Below are 19952 nucleotides of genomic sequence, written 5' to 3'. Positions count from 1 at the left end.
TAGTACGACCGTTCTTTTCTTATTGTAGGACGGCTCGATGACTGCACAAGACAGCAAGATACTGAAAAGCCACCCGCTTGTCTCTGCGGTGACAAGCTGGCAGGTTTTTTACACCTCCAGCCATTCCTTGCGGATATAAGCGTCGGCGCGCAAGGACTCTGGGGTGCCGTCAAAAACAATGCTGCCGTGCCCCATCACCAGTGCCCGGTCAGATATTGCCATGGCAATCGTCAGTTTCTGCTCGATCAGCAGCACCGAGATGCCCCGGGTCTTGAGGGTCTGCAGGTACTGCCCGACCAGCTCGACAATCTTGGGGGCCAGGCCCTCGGTAGGCTCGTCGATGATGATGAGGTCCGGGTCACCCATCAGCGTACGGCACAGGGTGAGCATCTGCTGCTCGCCGCCGGAGAGCACGCCCGCCTCGGTGTGCTGGCGCTCCAGCAGTCGGGGGAACATGCCGTACATGTCGTCAAAACTCCAGCGCGAACCCTTGCCAGTGCCCTTTTGCCCCAGCAGCAGGTTCTGGTGCACGGTGAGCTTGGGAAAGATGTCGCGGTTTTCCGGCACATAGCCCAGACCCAGGTGCGCGATCTGGTAGGCCTTCTTGCCCAGGATCTCTGCGCCCTTCCAGCGGATGGAGCCCTGGCAGTCGACAAGACCCATGATGGCCTTGGCCGTGGTCGAGCGGCCCGAGCCGTTGCGGCCCAGCAGCGCGACGATCTGGCCGGGCTGCACATCGAAATTTACGCCGTGCAGAACGTGGCTTTTGCCGTAAAAGGCGTGGAGGTTGTCGATGGTGAGCATCAATGGACTCCTGCGCCAACAGAGCCGCCGGCCTGCGCGTCAGCCACTGACGATCCCAAGTAAGCCTCCTGCACCCGCTGGTCGGCACGCACCCGCTCTGGCGTGTCGTAGGCGATGATTTCCCCGTACACCACCACCGCAATCTTGTCGGCCAGACCAAACACCACGCCCATGTCGTGCTCCACCGTCAGCAGGGTCTTGCCCACGGTAACCTGCTTGATCAGCTGGATGAAACGCCCGGTCTCCGAGCGGCTCATGCCGGCGGTCGGCTCGTCGAGCAGGATCACGCTGGCGCCGCCGGCAATCGTGATGCCAATCTCCAGTGCGCGCTGCTCGGCATAGGTCAGGTTCATCGCCAGCACATCGCGCTTTTTATCGAGCTTGATCATCTCCATCAGCTCGTCGGCCCGGTCATTGGCGTCGTCCAGGTCGGCAAGGAATTTGAGGAAGCTGTATTTGTAGCCCAGGCTCCACAGCACGCCGCAGCGCAGGTTCTCGAACACGCTGAGCTTGGGGAAGATGTTGGTGATCTGGAAGCTGCGCGAGAGCCCCATGCGGTTGATTTCAAACGGCTTTTTGCCATTGATGCGCTGGCCGTGCAGCAGCACCTCGCCGCTGGTTGGCTCAAAGCGGCCGCTGATGAGGTTGAACAGCGTGGACTTGCCGGCGCCGTTGGGGCCGATGATGGCCACCCGCTCACCGGCGGGCACCTGCAGATTGCAGCCGCGAATGATGTCGGTCTTGCCGAAGCTCTTGCGCAGGTCTTTCAGTTCAAGGGCATAGCGATTCGAATTGGGGCTCATAGCGCCTCTCTTCTTTTAATCTCTTTTTCAATGTCTTCCTGCACCTGACCCCACTGCGCGATGAACTGGCGGCGCGCCAGCTCGAACAGACCGAGGCCCGTGAGCAAGACAAACACCGATCCAAACCAGCTGTTGAGGTTCATCGCATTGAGCCGAACACCCATGAAGCTGAGCTCCGGACCCAGCGCCGCGTTGAGCTGCAGGTGGTACACCATCTCGACCATGGCAGCCGCACCTGCCAGCGCAGTCAGGGCCGTCAGCCCCAGGCCAAGGTAGCCGACCCATACCTCGCGCAGCTTGCCAAACGAAGCCACCCGCAGGTTCATCATGATCAGGCTGGCCAGGCCGCCCGGCGCATACATCACCATGAACAGGAAGATCAACCCGACATACAGCAGCCAGGCCATGGACAGCTCGGACAGCAGGATCAGCGCCAGCACCAGCAGCCCGGCGCCGATGATGGGGCCGAAGAAGAAGGTGGCGCCCCCCAGGAAGGTGAAGAGCAGCAGACTGCCCGAACGCACGCCGCTCACCACCTCGGCGGTGACAATTTCTGAGTTGATGGCCGCCAACCCGCCACCAATGCCGGCAAAGAAACCGGCAATGATGAAGGCGTAGTAGCGCACGCGCTGGGTGTTGTAGCCGATGAACTCCACCCGCTCGGGGTTGTCGCGCACCGCATTCAAAATGCGGCCCAGCGGTGTGCGCGTGAAGGCAAACATGGCAGCGGTGCAGATGAAGCAGTAAAACGCGATCAAGTAATACACCTGCACCTGCGGGCCGAAGCTGATGCCTAAGAACGATTGGCCATAGGCCCGGTTGGTGGTGATGCCGCCCTCCCCGCCAAAGAACTCCGGCAGCATCAGCGACATCGCAAACACCAGCTCACCCACGCCCAGCGTGATCATGGCAAAGGTGGTGCCGGCCTTCTTGGTCGTCACGTAGCCGAGCACACCGGCGAAGAAGAGGCCGGCCAGCCCGCCCACCAGCGGTATCAGCGGCAACGGAAGGTAGATGGCGCCTTTGGCGGCCAGGTTCATCGCGTGGATGGCAAGAAACGATCCGAGACCCACATACACCGCGTGACCAAAGCTCAGCATGCCGCCCTGCCCCAGCAGGATGTTGTAGCTCAGGCAGACGATGACCAGATAGCCCGCCTGCGATAGCATGGTCAGCGACAGGCTGCTCTTGAACAGCATCGGCGCCACGATCAGCAGCAAGGCGTAAAGCCCCCAGATGACCCAGCGCCCGACGTTGTAAGGCTTGAATTCGTAATGTGTTTTTGACATGGCCTGCCTCAGTCTTCCCGGGTGCCCAGCAGGCCCCTGGGGCGGAAGATCAGGATCAGCACCAGCAGCAGGAAAGGCAGGATAGGCGCTACCTGCGAAATCGTGAGCTTGAGCAGCGGATAGCCAAAGGTCTCAGGCGTCACGCTGTAATTGAAAAGGCCCAGCATGCTGATCAGCGACTGATCCATCGCCACGGCAAAGGTCTGCACCAGCCCGATCAGCAGCGACGCCAGAAACGCCCCGCTGAGCGAGCCCATTCCGCCCACCACCACCACCACAAAAATGATGGCACCCACCGATCCGGCCATCGCGGGCTCGGTGACAAAGGTGTTGCCACCAATCACACCCGCTAGCCCGGCCAGTGCTGCACCGCCACCAAACACCAGCATGAAGACGCGCGGCACGTTGTGCCCCAGCGCCTCGACGGTTTCAGGATGCGTGAGCGCCGCCTGGATCACCAGGCCGATGCGGGTGCGCGTGAGCACCAGCCAGATGCTGGCCAGCATCACCACCGAGATCAGCATGATGAAGGCGCGTGACTTCGGAAAGTTGGTGCCGAACACGGTGAACAGCGGCCCCTGCAGTCCTTCGGGAAGCACATAGTTCACGGCGGCGCGGCCCCACACCAGTTGCACCAACTCCAGCAGCAGGTACGAGAGGCCGAAGGTGACCAGCAGCTCGGGCACATGGCCGAACTTGTGCACCTTGCGCAGGCAAAAGCGCTCGAATGCCGCGCCCATGGCAAACACCACCAGTGGCGCCACCAGCAGCGCCCACCAGAAACCGACCACCTGCGAAACGCTGTAAGCCACATAGGCGCCGACCATATAGAACGAGGCGTGGGCGAAATTGAGCACGCCCATCATGCTGAAAATCAGCGTCAGGCCCGAGCTGAGCATGAACAGCAGCAGCCCGTAGCTCAGCCCGTTGAGCAGGGAGATGGTGAAAAATTCCAAATTCATCAATTACCGCCTGAAGCTGGAAGGAAACCGGCTACCGCACGCGCAGCCGCCGTCAAACAAAGAAAAAGGCCCGAGGACGGGTCGGGCCTTGGCTCCTGGGTGGGGCGCGATCAATGCGTCAGGAAGGACGCTTCATCTGGCACGACGTCGGCGTGCTGGCCACGTAGGGCTCATAGTATTTCACCGGAGCGAAGGTGTAGCCGGTGTTTTCAGCGTCGTAAGGCAGTTTGCCACCAGCCTTCTCCCAGCGCGTGATGTACAGGCCCTGCTGCAGCTGGTGGTCGGTCTTGCGCATTTCGACGTCGCCGTTGAAGCTCTTGAAGCGCATGCCTTCCATGGCCTTGGCCACAGCAGCGGGCTCGGTGGATTTGGTCTGCGCCATCGCATCGGTCAGGATGGTGAAGGCGTGGTAGATCGCGCCGGTGTAGAAGTCGTCATTGAACTTCTTCTTGTAGTCGGCCATGATCTGCTGGATCTCACCGCCCATGTTGAGGTGGTTGTAGGAGACCATGTACACCCGGCCTGCCGACGAAGCACCCAGCGCGGTCGGCGTACCAGTGACACCCGCGTAGTAGGTGTAGAACTTCACATTGCTCAGACCCGCCTCGTTGGCAGCCTTGACCAGCAACGAGAGGTCGGAGCCCCAGTTGCCGGTGATGACCGTGTCCGCACCCGACTGCTTGATCTTTGCAATGTAGGGGGCAAAGTCACGCACCTGCGCCAGCGGGTGCAGGTCTTCGCCAACGACCTGGATGTCAGGCCGCTTGCTGGCCAGATTGGCCTTGGCAAACTTCGCCACCTGCTGGCCGTGCGCGTAGTTCTGGTTGATCAGGTAGACCTTCTTGATGTCCGGCTGGTCTTTCATGAAGGCCGTCAGCGCCTCCATCTTCATCGAGGTGTCGGCGTCCAGGCGGAAGTGCCAGTAGTCGCACTTGCTGTTGGTCAGATCCGGGTCCACCGCAGCGTAGTTCAGGTACAGCACTTCCTTGCCGGGGTTGCGCTCGTTGTGCTTGGACAGCGCATCAATGATGGCCAGCGCAGCGCCCGAGCCGTTGCCCTGCACCACGTAGCGGGCGCCCTGGTCAATGGCGGACTTCAGTGCGTTGGTGGTTTCCTGGGGGCTGAGCTTGTTGTCGATGCCGATGATCTCGAACTTCACACCCGCCTTGTTCTTCTGGCTGAAGCGCTCGGCCAGGAACTGGAAGCCCTTGAGCTGGTTGGTGCCCACCGCAGCCATCAGGCCCGAGAGCGGGTCCAGCCAGGCGATCTTCACGGTCTGGTTGAGGTTGACAGCGCCCGGCGCCGCAGCAGGAGCCGCGGCCTTGGCTGGTGCTGCAGGTTTGGCTGGCGCCTGGGCCATGGCCAGACTGCAGGCCAGTGCCGAAACGGCAGCAGCCACGGTGGCAAAACGGCGGGGCAAGGCACCGCAAGAACGGGTTTGGGTTGTCATCCCTTGTCTCCTGAAATTGGTATGGAATGGAAGCGTCAAAAACACGTAAGGAACTCTGATTTCGCTCACGGAGATTAGGTCAAAAGCACCCGCACCGGCTCGGGGAATGCCCTAGCCATGTCACAGATGTGACCCCCACGCTTCTCGCTTCGCGTAGTGCGCTGTACGTGCCCACGCCAGAGGCGTGTGCTCTTCCTCCCGTCCGAACCTGCGCAGGCAGGTTTGGAGCCGCGGTCCTCAGCCCCTCGGGGCCGTCCTACAGCCCGGCAAAGCCGGTTCCGCGGCTCATGCTGGTGAAGAAAAACACATCGAAGATCTGCAATCACGTCTGTGGCAATTTGTAATCCTTGAGCACTTCGCGCAGTCTGGTTTTGAGCATCTTGCCGGTGGCACCCAGCGGAATGGCGTCGACAAAGACCACGTCGTCCGGAATCTGCCACTTGGCGGTCTTGCCTTCGTAGAACTTGAGCAGTTCATCCCGGCTCACCTCAGCGCCCGGCTTTTTCACGACCACCACAATCGGCCGCTCGTCCCACTTGGGATGGGCCACACCAATGCAGGCGGCCATGGCCACCGCCGGATGAGACACCGCAATGTTTTCCACATCGATCGAGCTGATCCATTCGCCGCCGGATTTGATGACGTCCTTGCTGCGGTCGGTGATCTGCAGGTAGCCGTCGGGGTCGATGGTGCCCACATCGCCGGTAGGGAACCAGCCATCGACCAAGGGATCGCCGCCCTCGCCCTTGAAGTACTCGCGGATGATCCACGGCCCCTTCACATGCAGGTCGCCGAAGGTGGTGCCGTCCCAGGGCAGCTCCTTGCCATCGGCATCGACGATCTTCATGTCCACGCCGTAGATGGCCCGGCCCTGCTTCATGCGGATCTTCATCTTTGCGTCTTCAGACAGGCCGTCGTGCTTGTTCTTCAGGGTGCACAGCGTACCCAGCGGACTCATCTCGGTCATGCCCCAGGCGTGCAGCACCTCGACGCCGTAGTCCTCGCGGAAGGCGTGGATCATGGCTGGCGGGCAGGCCGAGCCGCCAATCACCGTGCGCCTGAGCGTGGAGAACTTCAGCCCGGCCGGCTTGAGGTGCGTCAGCAGCATCTGCCACACCGTGGGAACGCCAGCCGCGTAAGTGACCTTCTCCGCTTCAATCAGTTCGTACACCGACTTGCCGTCCAGCGCCGGCCCGGGAAACACCAGCTTCGCGCCAGTCAGCGCCGCCGAATAGGGAATGCCCCAGGCGTTGACGTGGAACATGGGCACCACGGGCAGGATCGCGTCGCGCGCCGAGATGCCCATCACGTCCGGCAAGGCCGCTGCATAGGCATGCAGGGTGCTGGACCGGTGGCTGTACAGCGCGGCCTTCGGGTTACCAGTGGTGCCGCTGGTGTAGCACATGCTGGATGCCGAATTCTCGTCAAAGCTGGGCCAGTTGTACTCACCCGACTGCCCGCCCATCCACGCTTCATAGCTGATGAGGCCGGGCACACCGGAGTCCTTGGGCAGATGCGCGTCGTCGCACAGCGCGATGTATTGGCGGATCGTGGGGCAGCGGGCATGGACAGCCTGCACCAGTGGCAGAAAACTGAGGTCGAAACACAGCACTTGGTCTTCCGCGTGGTTGGCAATCCATGCGATCTGGTCGGGGTGCAGACGCGGGTTGATGGTGTGCAGCACACGGCCGGAACCGCTGACGCCGTAATACAGCTCGAAGTGGCGGTAGCCGTTCCAGGCCAGCGTAGCCACGCGATCACTGAAGGCCAGCTTCATGCCGTCGAGCGCGTTGGCGACCTGGCGCGAGCGCCTGGCGGCGTCGCGGTAGGTGTAACGGTGCACATCACCTTCCACACGTCTGGACACAATTTCTGCGTCGCCGTGGTGACGCTCCGCGAATTCGATCAGGTTTGAGATGAGCAGTGGCTGGCTTTGCATTAACCCGAGCATCAGGTTGTCTCCGTCTGGTAATTAAAAAGTGTTCTGGAAGGCAGGAAAGAAAACGGCGGGCACTCCGCCCGCCTGCGTGTTCATGATGCCGCAGCCGTGAGGCCCAGTCATGCGGGATTGCCCGTGAATCTGCGGGCCCATGTCAGGTAGGGGACAATTCGGTCATGACGACTGCCTCCTTTGCCACCTCTTTCCCAGCTGTGACCGAACTGTCCTGGCAAGAGGGATTTGCAAAGCTCGGACCGGCGTTTTACACGCTCCTCAAGCCGCAGCCCTTGCCCGATCCGTACTGGGTGGGTCGCAACGAGGCGGTCGCACGCGACCTGGGTCTGGATGCGGACTGGCTGGCTTCCCACGAAGCATTGCAGGGCCTGACCGGCAACACGGTTCTACAGGGCTCAGAGCCGCTGGCCAGCGTGTACAGCGGCCACCAGTTTGGCCAGTGGGCGGGCCAGCTCGGCGACGGCCGCGCCATCCTGCTGGGCGAGATCAGCACACCATCGGGGCCGCAGGAAATCCAGCTCAAGGGCGCCGGACGCACGCCCTACTCCCGCATGGGCGACGGCCGCGCGGTCCTGCGCAGTTCGATCCGTGAGTACCTGTGCTCGGAAGCCATGCATGGACTGGGCATTCCGACCACCCGCGCCCTGTGCGTGATCGGATCGGACGCGCCCGTGCGCCGTGAAGAGGTCGAAACCGCGGCAGTGGTCACGCGCACCGCGCCCAGCTTCATCCGCTTTGGACACTTCGAACACTTCAGCTACAGCGGCCAGCCCGGTCAGCTCAAGGCGCTGGCCGACTTCGTGATTCAGCGGCATTACCCGGAATGCCTGGAGGCCGATCAACCGTACGCGGCTTTTCTGCAGGCGGTCAGCGAGCGCACCGCGCATATGGTGGCCGCATGGCAGGCGGTGGGCTTTTGCCACGGTGTGATGAACACCGACAACATGAGCATCCTGGGCCTGACCATCGACTACGGTCCGTTCCAGTTCCTCGATGCCTTTGTGCCCGACCACATCTGCAACCATTCAGACACCGAGGGGCGCTACGCCTACAACCGGCAGCCCAACATCGCTTACTGGAACCTGTTTTGTCTTGGCCAGGCGCTTTTGCCACTGATGGACAGCCAGGACCAGGCCATCGCCGCGCTGGAATCATTCAAAACGGTTTTCCCTGAGGCGCTGCAAGCCCGCATGCGTGCCAAGCTGGGCCTGCCGGATGTGCAGGCCGACGACCTCGGACTCATCGACAGCACCTTCCGTCTGCTGGCCAGCAACAAGGTCGACTACACCATCTTCTGGCGCCGGTTGAACGGCTTCACGCCGCAAAGCGGTCACGAGCCGGTGCGCGACCTGTTTTTCGACCGCGAATCCTTCAACGCCTGGGCCCTGCTGTATTCCGAACGCCTCGCGTCGGTTGATGCTGGCCAGCGGGCCGACCTGATGCAGCGAAGCAACCCGAAGTTTGTGCTGCGCAACCACCTCGGCGAGGAAGCCATACGCGCCGCGAAACTAAAAGACTTTTCCGGTGTCCACTCCTTGCTGACGCTGCTGCAATCCCCATTTGATGAGCATCCCGGCTATGAGAGCCATGCCGGCTTCCCGCCCGACTGGGCTGCATCCATCGAGATCAGCTGCAGTTCCTGAACCCTGATTTTCAAGCCCCTGAGGATTCACCATGCCCGCCAAAATCCAGAAAACCGACGCCGAGTGGAAAGCCCTGCTGGCCGAGAAAGGCGCAGAACCCGTCGCCTTTGAGGTGACCCGCCGTGCGGGCACCGAGCGCGCCTTCACGGGCAAATACGAGTCCGTCTGGGCCGACGGCAGCTACCATTGCATCTGCTGCGGTGCCAAGCTGTTTGAATCCACCACCAAGTTCGATGCCGGTTGCGGCTGGCCCAGTTTTTCCCAGGCCGCCACGCCCGACGCCATTGAGGAACACGTGGACCGCAAGTACGGCATGGTGCGGACCGAAACCGTGTGCGCCAGTTGCGGCGCGCACCTGGGCCATGTCTTCCCCGATGGCCCCACTGAAACCGGCCTGCGCTATTGCATGAACTCGGCTGCCTTGAACTTTGTGCCTGAATAAGTACCCGATAGGCACTCGTCCCCATCTGAACCCATGAAACAGCTTCTCGATTTCCTGCCAATCCTGCTATTTTTCGGCGCGTTCAAGGTGTACGACATCTATGTCGCCACAGGCGTCATCATGGTGGCGACCACCCTGCAAATGGCCATTCTGTACAAACTCGATGGTGGCCTGCAAACCATGCACAAGGTCACACTGGCACTGGTGCTGGGGTTTGGTGCACTGACGCTGGGCCTGCATGACGAACGCTTTGTCAAGATCAAGCCAACCGTCTTGTATGCCTTTACCGGCCTGGCGCTGGCCATCGGGCTGTGGATTCTGAAGAAAAACTTTCTCAAGATGATGCTGGGCGCACAGCTCAAGATGCCGGACCCCATATGGCGCAACCTGACTGTTATCTGGATCAGCTACAGCCTGTTCATGGCCACCCTGAACGCCTACGTTGCCTTGCTGTACACCACGGAACAATGGGTCAACTTCAAGCTGTGGGGCTATGCCTTCCCGCTGGTTTTTCTGGTTGGCCAGGGCTTGTACATTGCCCGCCACCTGCAGTCTGACGAGAAGGAGGTCAGCTCATGAGCGCCCCGCCTGTTCACGCAGACGCCATCACTCGGCAATTGACCGAACGCCTGGCGCCCACCGAATTGCGTGTGATCGACGAAAGTGCTGACCACGCCGGACACGCAGGCGCCAATGCCGAGGGTTTTGGCACTCACTTTCGCGTGCGTATCGCCAGCCCCGCTTTCGCGGGGAAGAGCCGCGTGGCGTGCCACCGGCTTGTGTATGATGCATTGCAAAATTTCATTGACCAAGGCCTGCACGCGCTGGCCATCGAGGTCATCCAGCCGCGCTGAAGTGCGCACACCACGCACCGGTCACCGGCCTCCAAAGCTCACATCGTCTTCACCCCGATTTCCCCAAAGCCCAAAGGAACACCTCCCATCATGAAGCAGAAATTTTTACTGGCCACAGCCGCCGCAGCCTTGCTCACCTTGAGTGCACAGGGCGCTATGGCCCAGAATCTGGCCATCGTCAATGGCAAAGCGGTGCCCAAGGCGCGCCTGGATGCCCTGTCACAGCAGGTCGCACGCACCGGCCGGCCGGTCACGCCTGAGATGGAAGGCCAGCTGCGCGAAGAAGTCATTGCCCGCGAAGTGTTCATGCAGGAAGCCGACAAGCTGGGCCTGGCTGCCCGTGACGATGTGAAGGTGCAGATGGAACTGGCCCGCCAGAGCATCCTGATCCGCGAACTGTTCGCTGATTACCAGAAGAAAAACCCGGTGACTGACGCCGACATCAAAGCCGAGTACGACAAGTTCGTTGCAGCCAACGGCGGAAAGGAATACAAGGCGCGGCACATTCTGGTCGAGAAGGAAGACGAAGCCAAAGCCATCATCGCCAGCCTGAAAAAAGGCGGCAAGTTCGATGCGATTGCCAAGAAGCAGTCCAAGGACCCAGGCTCCGGCGCCAAGGGTGGTGATCTGGACTGGGCCAACCCCGCCAGCTATGTACCCGAATTCTCGGAAGCCATGTCCAAACTGGCCAAAGGCCAGACCACCGACACACCGGTCAAGACACAGTTCGGTTTCCACGTGATCCGTGTGGACGACATCCGCGACGCGCAACTACCTTCGTTTGACGAAGTGAAGCCGCAAATCTCTCAGCAGATGCAGCAACAGAAGCTGGCCACCTTCCAGGAAGACCTGCGCAAGAAGGCCAAGATCGAGTAAATCGCAGACCTCTGGACACCTCTTTGTCCAAGGCACAAACGCGGCTCAGGCCGCGTTTTTTTTCGTCTTCTCGCGCTGGATACGACCTGACAGGGCGTCCACCGATTGACGACTCCACGGCTGGCATGTCAAATAATTCGTGTACTTATTATTGAAGGAGACATGCATGCTGAGACAAATCTTTCGTACGGTGGTGGTGTGTGGCATATCCACCCTGCTGCTGGCCTGCGCCTCAAAGCCCGCTGCACCGGTGGCCGAGCTGGCACCGGGCGGCAAGCTGAAGGCGGCCATCAACTTTGGCAATCCCATCCTCGCCGTGAAAGATGCCGCCACCGGGGAGCCCAAGGGCGTCTCGGTTGATCTGGCGCGCGAACTGGGCAAGCGGCTGGGCGTGCCGGTTGAACTGGTGACTTTCACCTCGGCGGGCCGCGTGGTTGAAGCCGTCAAGGCAGCGCAGGTGGACATCGCCTTTGTCGCGATCGACCCGGTGCGCGGCGCCGACATGCTGCAGACGCCGCCTTACGTGATCATTGAAGGCGCGTATCTGGTGAAGAACAATTCACCGATCAAGAGCAATGACGAGGTAGACCGCCCGGGCAACCGCATCGTCGTTGGCAACGGCAGCGCGTATGACCTTTTCCTCACACGCGAACTGAAGGCCGCCAAACTGGTGAAGGCGCCCACCTCACCCACCGTGACCGATGTCTTCCTTGCACAGAACATGGAAGTGGCGGCGGGTGTGAAGCAGCAACTGCAGGCCGACGCCAAACGGCTGCCCGGGCTGCGGCTGCTGGACGGCCGTTTCATGGTGATCCAGCAGGCCATGGGTCTCCCCAAGGGCCGTGATGCCGGGGCGCGCTACGTCACCAACTTCATCGAAGAGATGAAGGCGTCCGGCTTTGTGGCCGCTGCGCTGCAGCGTCACAGCATCGAAGGCGCTTCGGTGGCCGCGGCACAGCCCCGGTAAACAAGGCTACTTATTGGCGATTGGCCTGAAAGTTGCATGCAGTTAGTTGTGCGGCGCACCTGCTTCGGGGGCCTCCAACATTCTCAACTGCTCACTTTAAGGTCAATCATGTCCAGACTCACCGGTAGTGCATTTTCAGTCTCAGGCCTGCGGTCTGCCAGGTCCTTTCTTTCTGCTCTTGTCCTCGGCGCCGTGACGCTGATGAGCGGATGGGCCCATGCGGCCTACCCCGAGCGCCCGATATCTCTCGTGCTGTCTTTCCCACCAGCGGGTGCATCAGACATCCTGGCGCGCGCCATCGGACAGAAGCTTGGCGAGGTCTTGGGGCAGACGGTTGTGATCGAGAACAAACCCGGCGCTGGTGGCTACATCGGGATGGCCTATGCATCCAAAGCCACCCCGGATGGCTACACGATCTACCTGTCGTCCACCACCAATGCGGCAATTGCGGCTTCAGCCTATTCCACGCATCCTGCCCATCTGATCAAGGATTTTGCGGTGATCGCCGGGGTGGCCACCGTTCCACACATGCTGGTGGTCCCAGCCTCGCTGCCGGTGAATACCGTTCCGCAGCTGATCAGCTACATCAAGGCATCGCCCGGCAAGTACAACTTTGCCTCGCAAGGGGCGGGAACGCTGTCTCATCTGGAATCTGAAGTGTTCAAGAACATCGCAGGCCTTGATCTGGTTCACGTGCCCTACAAGGGCAGCTCACAGGCGCTGCCCGATCTCATCGCCGGCACCGCCAGCATGATGTTTGACAGCATTCCAGCCTCCCTGCCGCACGTCAAATCGGGGCGCTTGAAGGTTCTGGCCGTGGCCTCCAGCAAGCGGGTCGGTCTGTTGCCCAACGTCCCCACAGTCGATGAAAGTGGTCTCAAGGGCTTCGAGGCCAACAATTACTTTGGTCTGGCCGCACCCAAGAACACGCCCGCTCCGATCCTGGCCGCCTTGTCCAAAGCCGTGCAGACCGCTCTGGGCTCTGCTGAACTCAAGCAGCGCATGCAGGAACAAGGCGTGGACCTGAAGTTCATGCCTCCGGAGGAATTCGCCACGATCACCGAGCAGGAGTTCCGCGTTTGGGGCAAGGCGGTAGAGGCAGCCAAAGTCAAGCTAGACTGATTGCCCTTCGCAGCGCCACGCTGCCCCACAGTTTTCCAGGTTTTCAAAGCGCTTTTCATGTCTTCTGATTCTTCGTCGTTCTGGTCTTTCCCCTACACCTCACAGCGCATGCCCTTGCTGGCCCGCAACGTGGTCAGCACCTCGCAGCCGCTGGCCTCGGCGGCCGGTCTGCTCACACTGGCGCGCGGCGGCAACGCCGTCGACGCGGCATTGGCCACCGCCATCACGCTCACGGTGGTCGAGCCCTGCATGAATGGCATTGGTGGCGATGCTTTTGCAATCGTGTGGGACGGCAAACAGATGCATGGCCTGAATGCGTCCGGGCGTGCGCCGCGCAAGTGGACGCCTGAGCACTTTTCTCGCTATGACGCGATGCCGCTGCGAGGCTGGGATTCCGTCACCGTTCCTGGAACGGTGTCTGCGTGGCGCGCCTTGTCAGACCGCTGGGGTGCCCTGCCCTTTGCCGACCTTTTTGAGCCGGCACTGCGTCATGCGCGCGAGGGCTTCATGGTGTCACCCACGGTGCACCGGCAGTGGCAGGCCCAAGTGGCCGAGATGCTGCCGCAGCCTGGCTACCGGGAGGCATTCGCGCCGCAGGGGCGCGCCCCTTTGCCAGGGGAGCATTTCATTTGTCCTGGTCAGGCCACCACGCTGGAAAGCATCGCGAAGAGCAAGGGCGACGATTTCTATCATGGTGCTCTGGCCAAAGCCATCGCCGATCATGCTCGCAGCACCGGTGGCCTGATTGAAGAAGCGGACCTTGCTGCGCATCAGGCCGACTGGGTCGAGCCCATCTCCATGCGCTACCGCGATGTCACGCTTTTGGAGATAGGCCCCAACGGTCAGGGCATAGGTGCGCTGATGGCACTCGGCATGCTCGCGCATTTCGATCTTCGCGCTGCGGGCGTTGACTCAGCGTTGTCGCAGCACCTGCAAATCGAGGCCATGAAACTGGCTTTTGCCGACCTGCATGAGTTCGTAGCGGACCCGGATGCCATGCAGACGGTCAAGGCCTCCGATTTGCTCGACAGCGACTATCTAGCGTCCCGCGCCAGGTTGATCGACCCGGATCGCGCTGCAACGCCGCGCCCCGGTTCTCCGCACAGTGGCGGCACGGTCTACCTGACGACGGCAGACCAGAGCGGCATGATGGTGTCGTTCATCCAGTCCAACTTCAAGGGTTTTGGCTCGGGCGTTGTGGTTCCCAACACCGGCATCGCGCTGCACAACCGGGGCTGGGGCTTCAACCTCAAGCCCGGACATCCAAATCAGGTGGCGCCTGGCAAGCGGCCATTTCACAGCATCATCCCGGGGTTTCTGACCCGCGACGGCGCACCGCTGATGAGCTTTGGCGTGATGGGCGGCTCCATGCAGGCGCAGGGCCACGTGCAAGTGACTTCACGGATCGCCGATTACGGTCAGAACCCGCAAGTTGCCAGTGACGCCCCGCGCTGGCGGGTGATGGACGACAACAGCACGGTCGCTGTGGAATGGAATTTCTCGCGTGAGGCCATAGACGGCCTGGTTGCGCGTGGCCATCAGGTGAAAGTCGCCCCGCGTTTTGACACTGAATTCGGTTGTGCGCAGATGGCGATGAAAACCGCACACGGCTACATCGCTGCATCAGACCATCGCAAGGACGGCTACCCGGTCGGTATGTAACTTCTGGCCGCCCTCCCGGCGGACTTACTCCACGATCAACTTGCGGTCCTTGATCAGCTTGGACCACTTGACGGTGTCAGCGGAAACCACCTTGGCCATCTGCGCAGGGGTGCCGCCGGTTGGCGTGGCTCCCAGTTGGCCCAGGCGTTTTTGCAACTCCGGATCCTGAAGCGCCTGATTGAAAGCCGTGTTGACTTTGGCAATCACCTCGGCGCCAGTGCCCTGAGGCGCGTAAATTCCAAACCAGTTGCTGACCTCAAAGCCCTTGAGCCCCTGCTCGTCCAGCGTGGGAACATCTGGCATGAAGGGCAGGCGCTGCAAGCTGCTGACACCCAGCACGCGAATCTTGCCGTCCCTGATGTGAGGCTGCGCCGTCACATAGTTGTCCATCAGCATCTGGATCTGACCCGACATCATGTCGGTCAGCACCAGGCCCGTGCCGCGGTATGGGATGTGGGTCATGAAAACGCCGGTCTGTGCCTTGAACAATTCACCGCTCAGATGGCTGTTGGTGCCGTTGCCGCTTGAGCCATAGTTGAATTTGCCAGGATTGGCTTTGAGCAGCGCGATGAATTCCTTGAGATTTTTGGCAAGCAGCTGGGTGGGGACGACCAGAACAGTCGTGGTTTTGGCGACATCGACGATGGGTACAAAGTCGCGCTCGACGTTGTACGGGATCTTCGGATTAACCACCGGACCGATCGAATGCGTGCTGCCAGTCGCAATCAGCAGCGTGTAACCGTCTGGTGCAGCCTTGGCTACGAGATCAGAGCCAATCGTGCCGCCCGCACCGGGACGGTTGTCGATGACGATCTGCTGACCCAGTTTTTCCGAGGCTTTCTGACTGATGGTGCGCGCCAGCACATCGGTTGCGCCGCCGGCTGGAAACGGAACCACCAGACGTACGGGCTTGGCCGGATAGCTTTGGGCATGTACCAGTGGAGCCACCAACAAACCGGTCCATCCGATCAGGCAAGCCGTGAGAATTCTTTTCATTGAGGTCTTTCGTAAAGCGATCGGGCATGCAAAAAACGTGCGCAGCAAACGTGTGCGGTAGACGTGCGCGCAAGGGTCAACCCACCCAGCGGCGGGCGTTGTGCCAGAGCTGCATCCAGGGGCTGGCCGCACTGCGGTCGCCTGAGGTCCAGCTCATCTGCACATTGCGGAAGACACGTTCCGGGTGCGGCATCATTGCGGTGAAACGACCATCTGCCGTGGTCACCGCCGTCAGGCCGCCTGCGCTTCCGTTCGGATTGGCCGGGTAGGCTTCCGTCGGCTGGCCGTGGTTGTCGGTGAAACGCATGGCGGCGATGGCCTTGCTGGCGTCGCCGCGCCGGGCGAAGTTGGCATAGCCCTCGCCATGCGCCACCGCAATCGGCAACCGGGTGCCGGCCATTCCCGCAAAGAAGATGCTGGGCGACGGCAGGATTTCCACCTGGCTCAGGCGGGCCTCAAAGCGTTCACTGCGGTTGGTGGTAAATCGCGGCCAAGCCTCGGCGCCCGGAATGATGTCGGCCAGTTCAGCAAACATCTGGCAGCCGTTGCAAACACCCAGACCGAAGGTGTCCTGCCGCGCAAAGAAGGTTTTGAACTGTTCTGACAAGGCCTCGTTGAAGGTGATGGATCGGGCCCAGCCGATACCGGCACCCAGCGTGTCGCCATAGCTGAAGCCACCACAGGCCACCACACCCTTGAAGTCGGCCAGCTGCGCGCGGCCGGTCTGCAGATCAGTCATGTGCACGTCGCAAGCCTCGAAGCCCGCTTGCGTGAAGACATACGCCATCTCGACATGCGAATTGACGCCCTGCTCCCGCAGCACGGCGACGCGCGGGCGCGCCGACAGGTTCAGCGCTGGCGCCTGCGCCTTGGAGGGATCAAAGCTCAGGTGCACATGCAAACCCGGGTCAGCAGGCGCCCCGGCGGCCGCGTGCTCGGCATCGGCACAGGCCGGGTTGTCGCGCTGCTGGCAGATCTTCCAGCTCACGGCATCCCAGACCTGGTGCAGGTCTTCCAGCTTGGCGCTGAACACCGCCTTGGTGTCGCGCCAGACCTGAAACTCGCCCTTGCCCACATCGAGTGCCGCATGCGCGGGCCGAGTCTTGCCGACAAAGTGGCTGAATTTGGACAGACCGTGTTCGCGCAGCGTCTGCATCACGGCGTTGCGTGCCTCGGTACGGACCTGGATCAACACGCCCAGTTCTTCATTGAACAGCGCCTTGAGCGTCAGCTCTTCGCGGCGAGCACCGACCTGCGTCGCCCAGTTCTTGCTGTCACCGGTGTCCATGCGGCTGTCGGTGATGCCGTCGCCTTCGACCAGCAGCATGTCGATGTTCAGCGCCACGCCGACATGGCCGGCAAAAGCCATCTCGCAGGCCGCGGCGAACAGGCCGCCGTCGCTGCGGTCGTGGTAGGCCAGAATCTGCCCCTCGCTGCGGAGCTGGTTGATCGCATGGACCAGATTCACCAGGTCCTGCGGGTCGTCGAGGTCGGGCACCTCGCCCTGCTCCATCTGCAGGGTCTGCGCGAGGATGGAGCCGCCCATGCGCTTTTTGCCTTTGCCCAGATCGATCAGGATCAGCGTGGTGTCGGCTTCCTCTGCATTGAGTTGCGGCGTGAGTGTGGTGCGCACATCGGCCAGCGTGGCGAAGGCGCTGACGATCAGTGACACCGGCGCGGTGACCTTTTTGGCTTCGCCACCGTCTGACCACACCGTGCGCATCGACAGCGAATCTTTGCCGACCGGAATCGACACGCCCAGTGCCGGGCACAGCTCCATGCCGACCGCCTTGACGGTCTCGTACAGCGCCGCATCCTGCCCGGGCTCGCCACAGGCGGCCATCCAGTTGGCCGAGAGCTTCACGCGTGGCAACTCCATCGGTGCCGCCAACAGATTGGTGATGGCCTCGCCCACCGCCATGCGGCCGGATGCTGCGGCACCACCTGAGCCCATGGCTGCCAGCGGAGTGCGCTCGCCCATGCTCATGGCTTCGCCGGCAAAGCCCTGGTAGTCGGCCAGCGTCACTGCGCAGTCGGCGACTGGCACCTGCCACGGGCCCACCATCTGGTCACGATGGGTCAGGCCGCCCACGGTGCGGTCGCCGATGGTGATGAGGAAGCGTTTGGATGCCACGGTAGGGTGGCTGAGCACCTTGATCGCGCTTTGCTGCAGGTCCACGCCGGTCAGATCGATGGGCTGGACTGAATGGGTGACGCGTTTGACATCCCGGTGCATCTTGGGCGGTTTACCCAATAAAACATTCATGGGCATATCCACCGGTGGCGCCTTGTCGGCGTCCGACAGCACCAGCTGCTTCTCTTCGGTTGCCACGCCAATCACCGCAAACGGACACCGCTCGCGCTCGCAAAAGGCAGTGAACTGCGCCAGCGATTCAGGTGCAATCGCCATCACGTAGCGTTCCTGGCTCTCGTTGCTCCAGATTTCCTTGGGTGACAGGCCGCTTTCTTCCAGCGGTACCGCACGCAGGTCAAAGCGCGCACCGCGGCCCGCGTCGTTGACCAGCTCGGGGAAAGCATTCGACAAGCCACCTGCGCCGACGTCATGAATCGCCAGAATCGGGTTGGCGGCGCCCAGCTGGGCACACTGGTTGATGACTTCCTGCGCCCGGCGCTCGATCTCCGGGTTGCCGCGTTGCACCGAGTCAAAGTCGAGGCTGGCGGCGTTGGCGCCTGCCGCCATGGAGCTGGCTGCACTGCCGCCCATGCCGATGCGCATGCCAGGGCCGCCGAGCTGGATCAGCAGGGTGCCGGCCGGGAACTGGATTTTCTTCGTCAGGTCAGCAGCAATGGTGCCGACGCCACCCGCAATCATGATGGGCTTGTGATAGCCCCAGCGCTGGCCGGCGACGGTCTGTTCGTACTCGCGGAAATAACCCGCCAGGTTGGGCCGGCCGAACTCGTTGTTGAAGGCGGCGCCGCCCAGCGGGCCTTCGGTCATGATCTGCAGCGGGCTGGCGATGTGCTCGGGCTTTCCGTAGTCTCCATCGAACAGACGGGACACGGTAAAACCTGTCAGGCCAGCCTTCGGTTTGGAGCCACGACCGGTGGCACCTTCGTCGCGGATCTCGCCGCCTGCGCCGGTCGAGGCACCCGGAAACGGCGAAATCGCCGTCGGGTGGTTGTGCGTCTCGACCTTCATCAGCACATGCATCAGCGCGTTGTCGGTGGCCGTGTAGGTTTGATATGCCGTCCGGGCGTTGCCTGCAGCCGGGGCAGGCTTGGCAAAGAAGCGCTGAACGCGCGAGCCTTCCATCACCGAGGCGTTGTCGGAATAAGCGACCACCGTGTGCTGCGGGTGCAGCTTTTCGGTGTTGCGGATCATGGCAAACAGGCTCTTGTCCTGTGCGACGCCATCAATCGTGAAATCGGCATTGAAAATCTTGTGGCGGCAATGCTCGCTGTTGGCCTGCGCGAACATCATCAGCTCGACATCCGTCGGGTTGCGCTTAAGCTGGCTGAAGGCGTTCACCAGATAGTCGATCTCGTCGGCTGCCAAGGCCAAGCCAAACTCGCTGTTGGCCCGCTCCAGCGCCGCCTTGCCGCCGGCCAGCACGTCGATGCTTTGCAGCGGCGCGCCCTTCAGTTCGATGAACAGCTTGGCGGCCTCCTCGCGGCTGGACAGCACGCTTTCGGTCATGCGGTCATGCAGCAAGGCTGCAACTTCCGCGCGCTGGGCTTCGGTCAGGGCGGTTTTGCTGAAGAACCCGGATTTGAGGGTGATGCGGTACTCGGTGATGCGCTCGATGCGTTTGACGGCCAGCCCGCAGTTGTGGGCAATGTCGGTGGCTTTGGACGCCCAGGGCGACACAGTGCCCACGCGAGGCGAGACCAGCAAGGTCAAGTCACCCGAGCGGTCTGCACCTGCAGGCGCTGCAGGGCAAGGCTCGCCATAGGTCAGCAGGGCTGCCAGCTGGGCCTTCAGCGCAGGTGTGGGTTCAGACTCGGTGGCCACCCAATGGACAAAGCGGGCGCTGATGCCGGAAATCTTGCCCTCGATGGCCTGCAGGCGGGGAAGCAGTTGCTGGATACGGAAATCGCTCAGGGCATTGATGCCGTGCGGCTCGCCCTCGAAAGTCGTCAGGTGCAGGGTCACGGTGCGGTGGCCTT

16 protein-coding genes are annotated in these 19952 nt (G+C 61.7%); 8 read left to right on the top strand and 8 right to left on the bottom strand.

Features of this window, described 5'->3' with window-relative positions; all coding sequences use genetic code 11:
• Nucleotides 1-108 precede the first annotated feature (108 nt).
• The 6 genes from AAG793_RS03210 to AAG793_RS03185 form a co-directional block, all read right to left on the bottom strand.
• Entirely contained in the window at nt 109-804 is a 696-nt protein-coding gene (locus AAG793_RS03210) for an ABC transporter ATP-binding protein (RefSeq protein WP_341903922.1), read from the bottom strand.
• Nucleotides 804-1607, bottom strand: a complete 804-nt coding sequence (locus AAG793_RS03205) for an ABC transporter ATP-binding protein (protein WP_341903919.1) — start codon at nt 1605-1607, stop codon at nt 804-806. The genes AAG793_RS03210 and AAG793_RS03205 overlap by 1 nt, the downstream gene beginning before the upstream one ends.
• Complete coding sequence (locus AAG793_RS03200; RefSeq protein ID WP_341903917.1) at nt 1604-2896, bottom strand: branched-chain amino acid ABC transporter permease; 1293 nt, start codon at nt 2894-2896, stop codon at nt 1604-1606. Before AAG793_RS03200 ends, AAG793_RS03205 begins: the two co-directional genes overlap by 4 nt.
• A gap of 8 nt (nt 2897-2904) precedes the next feature.
• Nucleotides 2905-3858 (bottom strand): branched-chain amino acid ABC transporter permease, encoded by a 954-nt coding sequence (locus AAG793_RS03195; protein ID WP_341903913.1) that lies wholly within the window; start codon nt 3856-3858, stop codon nt 2905-2907.
• A gap of 118 nt (nt 3859-3976) precedes the next feature.
• Nucleotides 3977-5308: a branched-chain amino acid ABC transporter substrate-binding protein gene (locus AAG793_RS03190; RefSeq protein WP_341903911.1), complete on the bottom strand. Its 1332-nt coding sequence runs from the start codon at nt 5306-5308 to the stop codon at nt 3977-3979.
• A gap of 322 nt (nt 5309-5630) precedes the next feature.
• On the bottom strand, nt 5631-7259 hold the full coding sequence (locus tag AAG793_RS03185) for a 3-(methylthio)propionyl-CoA ligase (protein ID WP_341903908.1): 1629 nt from the start codon (nt 7257-7259) through the stop codon (nt 5631-5633).
• Between the two features lie 164 nt (nt 7260-7423).
• Between AAG793_RS03185 and AAG793_RS03180 the strand changes: the two genes are divergently transcribed.
• From AAG793_RS03180 to AAG793_RS03145, 8 genes are all read left to right on the top strand, one after another.
• Complete coding sequence (locus AAG793_RS03180) at nt 7424-8905, top strand: YdiU family protein (RefSeq protein WP_341903906.1); 1482 nt, start codon at nt 7424-7426, stop codon at nt 8903-8905.
• A 31-nt stretch (nt 8906-8936) separates the two neighbouring features.
• Complete coding sequence (msrB, locus tag AAG793_RS03175) at nt 8937-9347, top strand: peptide-methionine (R)-S-oxide reductase MsrB (protein ID WP_341903903.1); 411 nt, start codon at nt 8937-8939, stop codon at nt 9345-9347.
• 33 nt (nt 9348-9380) lie between these two features.
• Nucleotides 9381-9926, top strand: coding sequence for a septation protein A (locus AAG793_RS03170; protein ID WP_341903900.1), 546 nt, complete (start codon nt 9381-9383; stop codon nt 9924-9926).
• Nucleotides 9923-10201, top strand: a complete 279-nt coding sequence (locus AAG793_RS03165) for a BolA family protein (protein WP_341903898.1) — start codon at nt 9923-9925, stop codon at nt 10199-10201. The genes AAG793_RS03170 and AAG793_RS03165 overlap by 4 nt, the downstream gene beginning before the upstream one ends.
• Nucleotides 10202-10291: 90 nt before the next feature.
• The gene (locus tag AAG793_RS03160) at nt 10292-11077 is read left to right on the top strand and encodes a peptidylprolyl isomerase (protein WP_341903895.1); all 786 of its coding nucleotides are present in this window, start codon (nt 10292-10294) and stop codon (nt 11075-11077) included.
• A gap of 166 nt (nt 11078-11243) precedes the next feature.
• Nucleotides 11244-12044, top strand: a complete 801-nt coding sequence (locus AAG793_RS03155; protein ID WP_341903892.1) for an ABC transporter substrate-binding protein — start codon at nt 11244-11246, stop codon at nt 12042-12044.
• A 108-nt stretch (nt 12045-12152) separates the two neighbouring features.
• Nucleotides 12153-13166 carry a tripartite tricarboxylate transporter substrate binding protein gene (locus tag AAG793_RS03150; RefSeq protein ID WP_341903890.1) on the top strand — a complete coding sequence of 338 codons (1014 nt, stop codon included), beginning with the start codon at nt 12153-12155 and terminating at the stop codon, nt 13164-13166.
• A gap of 57 nt (nt 13167-13223) precedes the next feature.
• A complete protein-coding gene (locus AAG793_RS03145; protein WP_341903887.1) occupies nt 13224-14828 on the top strand; it encodes a gamma-glutamyltransferase family protein in 1605 nt (534 codons plus the stop codon).
• Nucleotides 14829-14852: 24 nt separating this feature from the next.
• On the opposite strand, the gene AAG793_RS03140 is transcribed toward AAG793_RS03145, so the two are convergent.
• Both AAG793_RS03140 and purL read right to left on the bottom strand, forming a co-directional pair.
• The gene (locus tag AAG793_RS03140; RefSeq protein ID WP_341903884.1) at nt 14853-15824 is read right to left on the bottom strand and encodes a tripartite tricarboxylate transporter substrate binding protein; all 972 of its coding nucleotides are present in this window, start codon (nt 15822-15824) and stop codon (nt 14853-14855) included.
• A gap of 76 nt (nt 15825-15900) precedes the next feature.
• Nucleotides 15901-19938 (bottom strand): phosphoribosylformylglycinamidine synthase, encoded by a 4038-nt coding sequence (gene purL / locus AAG793_RS03135; protein WP_341903881.1) that lies wholly within the window; start codon nt 19936-19938, stop codon nt 15901-15903.
• Nucleotides 19939-19952: the final 14 nt, after the last annotated feature.

Origin of the sequence: Polaromonas sp. YR568, assembly GCF_943372955.1 — a bacterium.
In the GTDB taxonomy this organism is placed as follows: Bacteria; Pseudomonadota; Gammaproteobacteria; order Burkholderiales; family Burkholderiaceae_C; genus Polaromonas.
Note: the sequence above shows the minus strand (reverse complement) of the source record. Positions and strands in the feature narration are given on the sequence as shown.

Excerpts from the sequence above, each read along its gene's own strand:
- AAG793_RS03210 (WP_341903922.1), bottom strand. The coding sequence starts at position 804 with ATGCTCACCATCGACAACCTCCACGCCTTTTACGGCAAAAGCCACGTT.
- AAG793_RS03205 (WP_341903919.1), bottom strand. The coding sequence starts at position 1,607 with ATGAGCCCCAATTCGAATCGCTATGCCCTTGAACTGAAAGACCTGCGC.
- AAG793_RS03200 (WP_341903917.1), bottom strand. The coding sequence starts at position 2,896 with ATGTCAAAAACACATTACGAATTCAAGCCTTACAACGTCGGGCGCTGG.
- AAG793_RS03195 (WP_341903913.1), bottom strand. The coding sequence starts at position 3,858 with ATGAATTTGGAATTTTTCACCATCTCCCTGCTCAACGGGCTGAGCTAC.
- AAG793_RS03190 (WP_341903911.1), bottom strand. The coding sequence starts at position 5,308 with ATGACAACCCAAACCCGTTCTTGCGGTGCCTTGCCCCGCCGTTTTGCC.
- AAG793_RS03185 (WP_341903908.1), bottom strand. The coding sequence starts at position 7,259 with ATGCTCGGGTTAATGCAAAGCCAGCCACTGCTCATCTCAAACCTGATC.
- AAG793_RS03180 (WP_341903906.1), top strand. The coding sequence starts at position 7,424 with ATGACGACTGCCTCCTTTGCCACCTCTTTCCCAGCTGTGACCGAACTG.
- msrB (WP_341903903.1), top strand. The coding sequence starts at position 8,937 with ATGCCCGCCAAAATCCAGAAAACCGACGCCGAGTGGAAAGCCCTGCTG.
- AAG793_RS03170 (WP_341903900.1), top strand. The coding sequence starts at position 9,381 with ATGAAACAGCTTCTCGATTTCCTGCCAATCCTGCTATTTTTCGGCGCG.
- AAG793_RS03165 (WP_341903898.1), top strand. The coding sequence starts at position 9,923 with ATGAGCGCCCCGCCTGTTCACGCAGACGCCATCACTCGGCAATTGACC.
- AAG793_RS03160 (WP_341903895.1), top strand. The coding sequence starts at position 10,292 with ATGAAGCAGAAATTTTTACTGGCCACAGCCGCCGCAGCCTTGCTCACC.
- AAG793_RS03155 (WP_341903892.1), top strand. The coding sequence starts at position 11,244 with ATGCTGAGACAAATCTTTCGTACGGTGGTGGTGTGTGGCATATCCACC.
- AAG793_RS03150 (WP_341903890.1), top strand. The coding sequence starts at position 12,153 with ATGTCCAGACTCACCGGTAGTGCATTTTCAGTCTCAGGCCTGCGGTCT.
- AAG793_RS03145 (WP_341903887.1), top strand. The coding sequence starts at position 13,224 with ATGTCTTCTGATTCTTCGTCGTTCTGGTCTTTCCCCTACACCTCACAG.
- AAG793_RS03140 (WP_341903884.1), bottom strand. The coding sequence starts at position 15,824 with ATGAAAAGAATTCTCACGGCTTGCCTGATCGGATGGACCGGTTTGTTG.